Source organism: Pedobacter sp. MR2016-19 (assembly GCF_014947265.1).
Classification (GTDB): domain Bacteria; phylum Bacteroidota; class Bacteroidia; order Sphingobacteriales; family Sphingobacteriaceae; genus Pedobacter.
On sequence record NZ_JADCNK010000027.1, the window covers coordinates 57,111 to 67,241 of the forward strand.

At 34.8% G+C, this 10,131-nt stretch carries 8 protein-coding genes; 2 read left to right on the forward strand and 6 right to left on the reverse strand.

Annotation, left to right across the window (positions count from 1 at the left end):
* Nucleotides 1-87: 87 nt before the first annotated feature.
* From IM793_RS22785 to IM793_RS22805, 5 genes are read right to left on the reverse strand one after another with little or no spacing between them, the layout of a single operon-like run.
* Nucleotides 88-1,245, reverse strand: a complete 1,158-nt coding sequence (locus IM793_RS22785; protein ID WP_193425498.1) for a glycosyltransferase family 4 protein — start codon at nt 1,243-1,245, stop codon at nt 88-90.
* Nucleotides 1,246-1,249: 4 nt separating this feature from the next.
* Nucleotides 1,250-2,500 (reverse strand): NAD(P)/FAD-dependent oxidoreductase, encoded by a 1,251-nt coding sequence (locus IM793_RS22790; protein ID WP_193425500.1) that lies wholly within the window; start codon nt 2,498-2,500, stop codon nt 1,250-1,252.
* A 24-nt stretch (nt 2,501-2,524) separates the two neighbouring features.
* Complete coding sequence (locus IM793_RS22795; protein WP_193425502.1) at nt 2,525-3,856, reverse strand: lipopolysaccharide biosynthesis protein; 1,332 nt, start codon at nt 3,854-3,856, stop codon at nt 2,525-2,527.
* Nucleotides 3,857-3,897: 41 nt separating this feature from the next.
* The gene (locus tag IM793_RS22800; RefSeq protein ID WP_193425504.1) at nt 3,898-4,989 is read right to left on the reverse strand and encodes a Wzz/FepE/Etk N-terminal domain-containing protein; all 1,092 of its coding nucleotides are present in this window, start codon (nt 4,987-4,989) and stop codon (nt 3,898-3,900) included.
* A gap of 51 nt (nt 4,990-5,040) precedes the next feature.
* Entirely contained in the window at nt 5,041-7,536 is a 2,496-nt protein-coding gene (locus IM793_RS22805; protein WP_193425506.1) for an SLBB domain-containing protein, read from the reverse strand.
* Between the two features lie 324 nt (nt 7,537-7,860).
* Here IM793_RS22805 and IM793_RS22810 point away from each other — a divergent pair, with 324 nt between their 5' ends.
* On the forward strand, nt 7,861-8,538 hold the full coding sequence (locus tag IM793_RS22810; RefSeq protein WP_193425508.1) for a hypothetical protein: 678 nt from the start codon (nt 7,861-7,863) through the stop codon (nt 8,536-8,538).
* Nucleotides 8,539-8,577: 39 nt separating this feature from the next.
* On the opposite strand, the gene IM793_RS22815 is transcribed toward IM793_RS22810, so the two are convergent.
* Entirely contained in the window at nt 8,578-9,858 is a 1,281-nt protein-coding gene (locus tag IM793_RS22815) for a nucleotide sugar dehydrogenase (protein ID WP_193425510.1), read from the reverse strand.
* A gap of 14 nt (nt 9,859-9,872) precedes the next feature.
* Between IM793_RS22815 and IM793_RS22820 the strand changes: the two genes are divergently transcribed.
* On the forward strand, nt 9,873-10,097 hold the full coding sequence (locus IM793_RS22820; protein WP_193425512.1) for a hypothetical protein: 225 nt from the start codon (nt 9,873-9,875) through the stop codon (nt 10,095-10,097).
* The last annotated feature ends 34 nt before the right edge of the window (nt 10,098-10,131 follow it).

Here is a 10,131-nt window from a genome sequence, read left to right on the forward strand (position 1 = left end):
CGATTCTGAACATTAATATCGTAAACAAGTAAGATATTTTTTATGCAGTGCATAAATCTTAATTTACCTGAATAACTTTTAAATAATTTAGCAGCGAGAAACTTCTTCCACGAATATCTTTTCTATTTTCGAGCTGTACATTTTATCCCATGTCATTTCGAGGGTATCACCAAATGCACGCTCCTGTAACCTTGCCAGCTTTATTGGATCATTAATTAACGACACAACAGAGTTGGCAATCCTACTGGCATCATTTGGATCCAGTATTATAGCATTGACATCATCAGTTAATAATTCAATAGCACCCACTGAGTTAGAGACGATAACTGGTAAGCCAAGATTCATAGCCTCAAAAACTGCCAATCCCCAACTTTGATCCACATTTAGAAAGAAGAAAAAATCGGAATTTTCATATTTTGAAATTAATTCAGTTTCAGAGATATCGCCAAGTATATCGCATTTGATATCCAATTCATGAACCAAATTTTTAATTTTTTCGGCATAAACGTTATCAAACTTTGTTGATCCAATTATTGAACTTTCTACATTATACCCTAAGTTTTCTAGTTCCTTATGTACCTGCAAAAATGTTTCATAATTTCTGTATTTAAGAAATACACCTGTTGATAGGAGTCGAATTTGCGTTGGATCAACAGATTTTTTAGCTAATACTTTATTTCTCAAATCAACCCCACAATAAACAACTTCAGCAGAAACCCCCAGGGCTTTATCCACTCGATGAGCGTTTTTCGTTACATTTACTGTTATTTTAGTAGTATTCTTAGCAAGAATTCTATAAAACCATCTTCTTAACGGAAACGTTATACTTCCCTTAGAATCTTTATTATTACCTAATAGAAATGGACTTGGCAGGTCATTTATTTGCCAGATAATTGGAATCTTCCGATTTAAGATTCTTATGAAAAAACTTGTAAGACCAAATCCATTGTCATGTACATTTACACATTGGCCATGATTAACAGCCACCTTCGCAACTTTGTATGACGCAACAATATTCTTTATAAAATTATTTAGTCTACCACTTTTTCTATCAGTAGAAAAGTATTGTTCGAAAGACTGGATAGAAAATTTCTCAACGCCAGGGTAGCATTTCTCTGGATCAAAAAACTTTGTAAGCAAAAGTACATCATGCCCTCTGCTCTGAAGATATTCTACAAGTCTATGCGCCTGTTTATGCGTTCCGCCCCTGACATTAAACTCATTAATTAACAAAGTTATTTTCATAAATCTAAAGGGCTTTCTTTACTGATGATTTAATTTTACTCGCCAATGCTATACTTTTTTCTATACAAATATCCATATTATAGTATTGCCACTCTCCAAATCTTCCTAGCGTGTAAATATTTGTCAGCTCCTCTAAGTAGTCTTTTATAGTTGAAGTGCAACTGTCATAATTTTCATCAAATACAACATATGCATGCTCTGAAACATTATATGCAACTGGCTCTATTAAAAACGAATCCTTCTTGCCATTTTCGATCATTTCTTCCTGAGTTTTGTGCCCAACTACTTCGGTAATGGAATAATTTTTAGAAGGTGCATAAAAATTTCCAATATGAATATATCTATGAAAAAAATTATCCTTTTCAGGAACATATGTCCAAGTTCTATCTGTTCCTTGGGTTTTCCAGAGCATTGTAGTTACTTTATTGTATCTTAATTTATCTGCAGCCGCTAATATTTCGGGTTTTGCATTATCAATTATTTTTGGCAATACATTAAGAGGCAATGTACTGATAATGATGTCGTAGACCTTATCTCCGTTAACAGTCCATTTTTTCGTTTCACTATCAAATTTTACATCTTTAATATCAAAATTGTAAGTAATATTTAAACCTTCAGCCAAGGCATCGATAAAGGTATTTTGATTATTTGTATCTGGATAAAAGAAGCTAGAATGCGGCATTTTATCGGCCTCTTTACCAATCAAAGAATTAAAAAATGATTTCTTGTTAGGAATCGGCAATTTCCCTTCAACCCAGGCATGACTCATCTCTCTCGGTGGCCTATTCCAGATCTTCTCGTTATATGGCAAAAAATATTTTTCAGAAAGGGTGTTGCCAAATTTTTTTCTAAACCAATCTTCTAAATTAGGATATACTCCATCATCATCTGCATTCAAAAAATCCCTAACAATATCTAGAGCAAATTGTTCATCAAAATGATGTATCTCTTTAACTGCAAACTCAATAGGATAGGAAATCTCTTCATTTTGATATTTTATCACAGCATTTCTAGTGATATTATGCCATTTATCTTTCGATAAAACATTGTTGAAAACAAAATCTAATACTTCTTGATTCTTAGAATTAAAACAATGACCACCGACAGGATGATAAGCTACACCATCAACTTCCTTAGTTCTAGCAATGCCGCCATGAATAGGTTGACGTTCTAAAATTTCAATCTCAAATTGATCAGATAGCAATCTTCCAACACTTAAACCTGAGATACCTGCTCCTAATATTCCTATTTTCATTATTTAAAATTTAGAAAAATTTATTTACTTGTTCCATATTCCAATTGCTCTATTATTTATTATCTTATAACACTGTAATGGAGCCCACAAAGAGCACACTAACAAACAAATGCAATTAGAAAGTGCTATCGCTGTAATACCCATATTAGTATGTTTTACTAATAGATAAGATAAGGGAATATTTATAATACCTACAAATACAGCTGAATAAAGTTGTAACCTGATCTTACTTACTCCATTTAGGAAATACGCAAAAATATTATTGAAATTATATAAGGTTACGTAAACGCCTAAAAATATGTTCAATCCAATTGGTATTTCAATACCGCCGCCTACCCAAAATTTATATACAAAATTTGCACACATGATAAGTCCAACTACAACAAAAACCTGCAGGATCCAAATAATAATTAACTTTTTAAAAGCCCCTTTAATCCAAACAAAATCTTTCTTTATAAACGCTGTCGTAAATGCCGACCAATAGGGAAATACTATAATACTAAAAGCTATAATTATAATACTGAAATATTTATATGCGATATTGAACGACGAAACATCTGCTGCGGAAAATAGTTGGGTAATTATAATATTATCCGTCGAGAACATAACGAGAACAGCCAGTTGTATGATAAAAAACTGTACCCCTAGATTAAGTAAATCATTTATATGCTTTTTTTTATAATGCCTAAAAGAGGGTGTCAAATACGAATACTTTGATCGTTTATTAAATAAATAATATGTGAAGACTAGTAAAATTAGTATTGGAATGATGCAAATAGCTATGCCGAATGATATTAAAGAGGGGTTAGTAATTTTTGTAAGACTGTAGACACCTATCAAAGTAACTACTGAAACAAAAAAATCTATCATAATTTTAATAAAGGGCCTCTGCAGAGAAACAATAATTATTGCACCAAGTTCCAATATCAACCTAAGACAAAAACTAAAGAAAACAACATAGGTTAACAAAATCAATGAAGAATTATTAATATTAATCTTTAAAATGTTTTGCCAATTAAGAAAGGGATTTGTCACAGAAAAGACAATAACGAGCACCAGCATAATAATTGAGAAAAGAACATAAGTGGTACTCACATACTCTCTCGCTAATTTATTATTTTTTTGCGCAATTGCTTCTGCCAATTTGTTTCTCAACCCATTCCCCAAACCGATATCCATAAAAGACAACCAACTAATAACTGACGAAAGTGTAAGCCAAGCTCCATAATTAGTTCTATCCAGGTATCCTAATGTCATAGGGACCATTGCTAGCCCACATAAGATATTACCACCTCTAAAAATAAACATTAATACAGTGTTTAACTGTATACTATTCCATGCTACTTCTTTGCCCAAAAATCTTTTTGTTACCACGCTTTCATTAAAATGAATAATAATTATCGCATTACTGTTCTAAATAACTCTTTAGAAATAAGGAAAAGAGATATTAGAACCCCAAAAACCATAAAAAAAGCTATCCCAAAAATAATCTTACTAGCTGATTTTTTTTCTAAAGGATAAATGGGGCTATCAATTACCTGTATCAAAGGGGCTTCTTTTCTTAATGAAATTTTTGCCATTTCCAAATTCTGAACTAAGGCCCCCAATATCGCTTTATTTGCTTCTGCTGAAAATTGAGCACGTTGAGCTGGTGCTACACGCTGAATTTGCCTTGTTGGGTTCAAATTAGGTGTTGCATCTGCAACTGCAACTGCAGAATAAATTGCTCCGTTCATCACGGCTCTAATTGAGTCTGTTTTTTGTTGCAAAATCTTCACGTTCTCAAATGACTTCTTAGTCTTAGTTTGAATGTAGAAATCATTTACATTTTTTACAATTTCATCATTAAAAGACTTGGAAAAAAATTCATTTTCTGATTTTACATCAGCTTTAATAATATTTAATTTTTTATCAGGCTTGGTAACGTTTAAATAGTTTTTATTAATGTTGTTTATTATAGTACTTAATAAACTATCCTGAACCCTTGTAAAATGCTGGTTTGGAGTTAAATTAAATTGAATCTTTCTTAACTCAGGTTTCAAATTCCATTTATCTCTCAATTCATTAAAATCAATATAGCAATCAATTAGTAATTGCTTTTTCCCATCCTTATCAACTTCGGTTAATAAAGTCTTTTCAATCATTGTTCTGGATTTATATAATTCCAGAATATTATCACCCTGGAAAATTCCACCTCCTGAACCTCCTATATCTACCCCAGCCATAGATGCTAAACCTACTAAAGAGCCTAAGCCCCCACTTGTACCTTTTTCATCTTCTAATACAAAAGATGTAGTAGCCGTATAAATCGGCTTTTTAAAATAAGCATAGGTAAGCCCAAACACTCCTCCAATTAACCCGAAAAACAAAATTGTTTTCCACTTGATTAAAAGGTAATGCCACCATGCCTGTATTTTAAGAAGGAGTTCTTTCAAGGAAATCTCATCACCTTCTTTATTATTATAATTTCGCTGACTTTCTGCTGTCATTTTTAGTTTTTTATAATGCCACCCTCGCCAAACTGGTGATTAATAATTATATTATCTCAACAAACTCACAATAATTGCTCCCAATGAAGCAACAGCCGTTCCAATCCCTATCCAGCTTTGTGCAGTTAAACGCTCTCTATCTGCACGCTTCGGAACCAGGATCTCTGCTCCGGGTTTAATTTTGGGGTCATTATTAAAAAACAGGAATTTACTTACTGCTGCGGCAGAACCATTGGCATATTTAACATATACTCCGCCCTTTCTGGCATTAGCAGTAAAGCCGCCTGCACCGTTGATGTATTGCCTTAAACTTTTGCCTGGCAAATAAACAATGCTATTTGGATTTAAGATTTCGCCGGTTACTTTAACCGTTTGCAAAGTTCTGGGAACACGGATTACATCACCATCTTCTACGATAAGATTATATCTTGAAAGGCTATCTTTTAAAATTTTAACCAAATTAATACCAACCAAGTCGCTTTGAATTAATTTTTGTTCAACATTTGAGGTTAAAGTATCTTTTACACCTGCTTCCTGGGCTCTTTTTAAATTCAGGAATTTCCTGTCTTCTTCTTCTTTATTGTCAATCGCATTTTTATCTTTAGGGTTCACTTTTTCTGCTCCCTGTCTTTTCAGCGATGCACCATCAGGATAGGCCGATGGGGTTAAACCTCCAGCTCTTTTAATTACCTCTGAAATGCGCTCATCTTTTCTGGTTAGCGTATAAGTACCGGGATACAATACTTCGCCTTCTATCTTCACTTGTTTTTGCACCGTATATCCTTCAGAGTTTCTTACCGAAACAATATCAAAGGGTTTTAAAATAAAAGGATCACCCAATAATTTTAAATCCTGATCTACATTCACAATAAAAACCTCTGCAGCACGGGCAGATATAGACTTAGCATCGCTATTTTTTACACGTCTGGCAATTTCAATCCGGTTTGGTGTTGCACCTTCTTTAAATCCTCCGGCCATCTGTATTACCGACTCAAGTGTCATCCCCTCTGCGTATTCGAATGTACCCGCAGCTCTTACTTCGCCCTGAACACTTATTTTATATTCATCTCTTAAATCGAATATCGATGAGATAGTAACTTTATCTTCACGCTGCAATGGAATATCTGCCTCAGTACCAGCAATAATTTTAGCCACATCAAAAGAAATCAATGCGGGTGTATTATCCAAATTTAAGCGGTTGATATATCCGCGATTTAAAAAAGCATCTTCAGTTAGACCATCAGACTTATTGATCAAACCTTTCAGGGTTAACCCTTTATCCAATTCGTATTGTCCTGGCCTGAAAACAGCTCCCGATATGGATACCCGATTTTCGAAGCGATCCAAAATGGCTTCAACTACAAACCGATCGCCATTTTTGGGTTCATAGGTACTAAATTCCGACGCAGAAATATCCGTTAATTTCCGTTCTTTATCTGTATTTTGAAAAACCTTAATTTTAGCAGTATAAGCCTGATTATTAAAACCACCAGCAAAATTGATTACGTTTTGCAAATTTTCGCCTTTAATGGTTTCAAACAGTGCGGGCCTTTTAATCTCACCAACCATCTCCACCCTATTTTCATAAACAGGGATATTGATCACATCCTGATCTTGTAAACGGATATTTCCGCGTTGGATACCACCAGTTACAAAATCGTACACATCAATAGTACTGATAATTTTATTATTCCTGATTACCTGAATTTTACGATACGAACCATTATCATTTGGTCCTCCGGAAGCACTCAAAGCGTTATAAACGGTTGATAAAGAAGATAAAGTATAGGTGCCGGCTTTAACAACCTCACCAGTCATTACTACTTTAATGCTCCTGATATTCCCTAAATTAATGGCAACTGTAGATCTGCCCGATCGTAGCGCCGGATAAGTAGCAGATAATGCAGATTTAATTTTTGAAGAAGCCTGTTCAATGCTCAATCCACCCACCGAAACTATACCAACGTATTGTAAACGGATAGTACCATCGGGACTAACTTTAAGTTTATAATTGGCTTCGTTATCGCCATTAATATCAATCAGCAATTCATCATCAGGGCCAATGATATAACTGCGGGGCGTGGCCAGCCTTAAGTTAGGCTCGAAGGTAATATTACTGTTTTTAAACAGGTCTGCACCGAAAATTTTAGGCTTTAAAGATTCCAGGACATCAATTTTTGGTGTATTTTTCTTAACAAGAGAATCACTTTTATCTTTGTCGGGATTATTGTATTTCCGAACTGCCCCATCGCTATTTATATCTGTATTGCTTTGACCGTTGTCAGTGGTAGCAGATTCTTTACGGATTTTTTCTACCCGGGTGCGTAATTTCTGAATTTCCTCGGCTTTCATCCCTTGCGCAACAGCAGCTTGCTCTAATTGTGCATCGCTATAGCCAACAGATTCGGCACGCTGGATCATCTGTCTAATCTGTGCGTCAGAAAGATCATCTACTTTAACGTTAGCATAGTTTTGTGCGGAAGCCGATAAATGGCAAAGGAAAATAAGGGTTAAAAAACTTAAAAATAAATATATTCTTTTTTTCATGGGTGCAACTGGCAGGCTTTTATCAACTTTAATATAGCCGTATTGAGAATGCAAAACTATTCAAAATTATTCAGAGTTTTAAATCTATGCAACTTTTACGTTTTCAGATGCGGAGAACTACTAAAAACACAGTTAAGTTATACTCTAATTATTTTTTAAAAAACCACTATCTTCACAACGTCAGGCTTAATCACATTTTTCAGAGGCTCTATTTTATTTACTCAGACTAAAACGATTAATTTAAAGTTATATTTTAAATATCTTCAAAGTTAGGCCCATTTCTTGCTATAAAGTTTCATTTAAATATATCATCCCAAATTTTGCATGAAAAAATCCCTATTTATCCTTAGTATCTTATTTTTACAGCTAACTGCATTTGCCCAAACCAGCGCGGATTACAATTACACTATCGGTATCAGGGCATTTACCATTATGCAGATGCCAAAAGTATTGGATCAGACGAATTCCCAGAACTATGCTAAAGTATTCGGGCATGGGGCAATGTTTAAGTTCAATGACAACCAGATCAGCTACCGCCTGGCTGGAAACTATTACCGCGATGATCTGACATTTGATAATACATGTGCTACGTGTGAAATCGCTAGTGGGAAGGTTACCGATTATTCCTTTAAGATCGGATTTGAGAAAAGCTTTAACTATACTAAAATACAGCCATATTTTGCTTTCGACTTAGGTTACCGCTACAATCGGTTTACCGGCACCTTAGCATCAAAAAATATAATGGCGAATAACACCGGAAAAACGACTGATGCCAGTAAAAGTGGCTTAGTTGTCAGTCCGGTAATTGGCTTTAAGCTAAATGTTTTGCCACAACTGTCCATTTTTGCAGAAAGTAGTCTTGATTTCTTCTTTTCTTATGAAAAACAAGACAATACGCAACTGAATGGAACATCAAGAGATGTAACTACTTACAAAAAACTAGAGTCGTTATTAAATCCTGTATCGGCTGGCATTCAGTTTAGCCTGAGCAACAAGAATTAGTCACAGTTTATTATTTAGATAGTTAAACAATCTTTCAGATTATAGTCTGGCATTAACCAAATCGCGATTGATAAAAGATTTGGTATCAAAAATTACTGTGCCGTTATTTTTATATTGAAGATAATCCAAATCCAGAAACTCCTTGTGTGCTACAGCAAGGATTATGGCATCGTAAATTTCAGATTTGTTTAACTGTATGAGTTCAAAACCATAATCAGCCTTAACCTCAGCAGCATTTGCCCAGGGGTCGTAAACATCAACAGCTAAGCTAAAGGATTTAAGTTCTTTGTAAATATCAATTACCCGGGTATTACGGGTATCCGGACAGTTTTCTTTAAAGGCAAAACCTAAAATCAATACTTTAGCGCCGTTAATCATTTTATCTTTGGCAATCAGCATCTTGATCACCTTATTTGCTACAAACATGCCCATATTGTCGTTTACGCGGCGACCAGACAGAATAACTTCTGGTTTATAACCCAATGCTTCTGATTTATGCGCCAGGTAATAAGGATCTACTCCTATGCAATGTCCGCCTACCAGACCTGGTTTATAATTAAGAAAATTCCATTTTGTAGAAGCGGCAGCCAATACATCAGTTGTATCAATTGCCATCCGATCGAAAATAAGGGCTAGTTCGTTTACGAATGATATATTCACATCGCGTTGTGCATTTTCGATAGCTTTTGAAGCCTCTGCAACTTTAATACTGGGCGCCAGGTGTGTACCAGCAGTGATGATGGAGTTGTAAAGTTGATCTATTTTAATCGCTATTTCAGGTGTAGATCCAGAAGTAACCTTCTTAATTTTGGTTAAGGTATTTACTTTATCGCCCGGATTGATCCTTTCGGGCGAATAACCGCAAAAGAAATCAACATTATATTTTAATCCGGATATTTTTTCTAATACCGGCACACAGTCTTCTTCTGTACAACCGGGATAAACCGTAGATTCGTAAATAACAACATCTCCTTTTTTTAGTACAATTCCGATCATTTTACTCGCTTCTAAAAGCGGTTTAAGATCAGGTTGCTTAAGGTGATCAATTGGGGTAGGAACAGTTACAATATAAATGTTGCAAGTGCTGATATCGGCAAGGTTTGAAGTCAGATACAATCCTGAATCTACTTTTCCCTTTAAAACAGCATTTAAATCTGTCAGGTTTGCTTCTTGGGTGCCATCTTCAAGTTGTTGCAACGCTGCCACACGGCTCTCGTTAATATCGAAACCTTTTACAGCATATTTCTTAGCAAATGCTATTGCAAGAGGTAATCCTACATAACCCAGTCCAATAACTGCAATCTGCTTTTTTGTATTCATTTTTCTTTCGGTAATTGAGCAAAGATAAGATAAATGAAGGATGCTTTAATCGGATTGAATTAAATGCTGGCAACCTTTTAAAGATAAAGCGTACAGAGAAAATGCACAAACCATTCTTAAATGAACTTATGTTCTATATGGTAGAGATTTTAGGTATAGGCGGACATCCTTCACTACACTCAGGATGTCAAAAATCTAAAAAAGAGGCTCTATCAAAAAGATTTACGCTGGCTCACTAAACAAAATATATTTTTATACGTCGTCGTTCCCAAC